Here is a 316-nt window from a genome sequence, read left to right on the forward strand (position 1 = left end):
ACCTTTTCTGGCTGACTGCCGCGCAGATGGCACGCATGGCCCCCTTTTTTCCAAAGTCGCACGGCAAGCCACGCGTTGATGACAGGCGAGTTCTCAGCGGGATTATCTTCATTATCCGCAATGGCTTGCGCTGGCGTGATGCACCGACCGCCTATGGACCCCACAAGACGCTTTACAGCCGTTGGAGCGGGAGCGGAAAAGGCATCTTCGCTCGGATGATGGCCGGGCTTGCTGCCGAACACGGTGAAGAGAAGACCGTGATGATAGATGCGACATACCTGAAGGCACATCGCACAGCGACCAGTATGGCCGTCAA

General features: G+C 57.6%; 1 protein-coding gene. It reads left to right on the forward strand.

Annotation, left to right across the window (positions count from 1 at the left end):
• A partial coding sequence (locus tag EG885_RS22530) for a transposase (protein WP_131579096.1) occupies positions 1 to 316 on the forward strand: 316 nt, incomplete at both ends.

Source organism: Paracoccus nototheniae (genome assembly GCF_004335005.1).
Taxonomy (GTDB): Bacteria; Pseudomonadota; Alphaproteobacteria; order Rhodobacterales; family Rhodobacteraceae; genus Paracoccus; species Paracoccus nototheniae.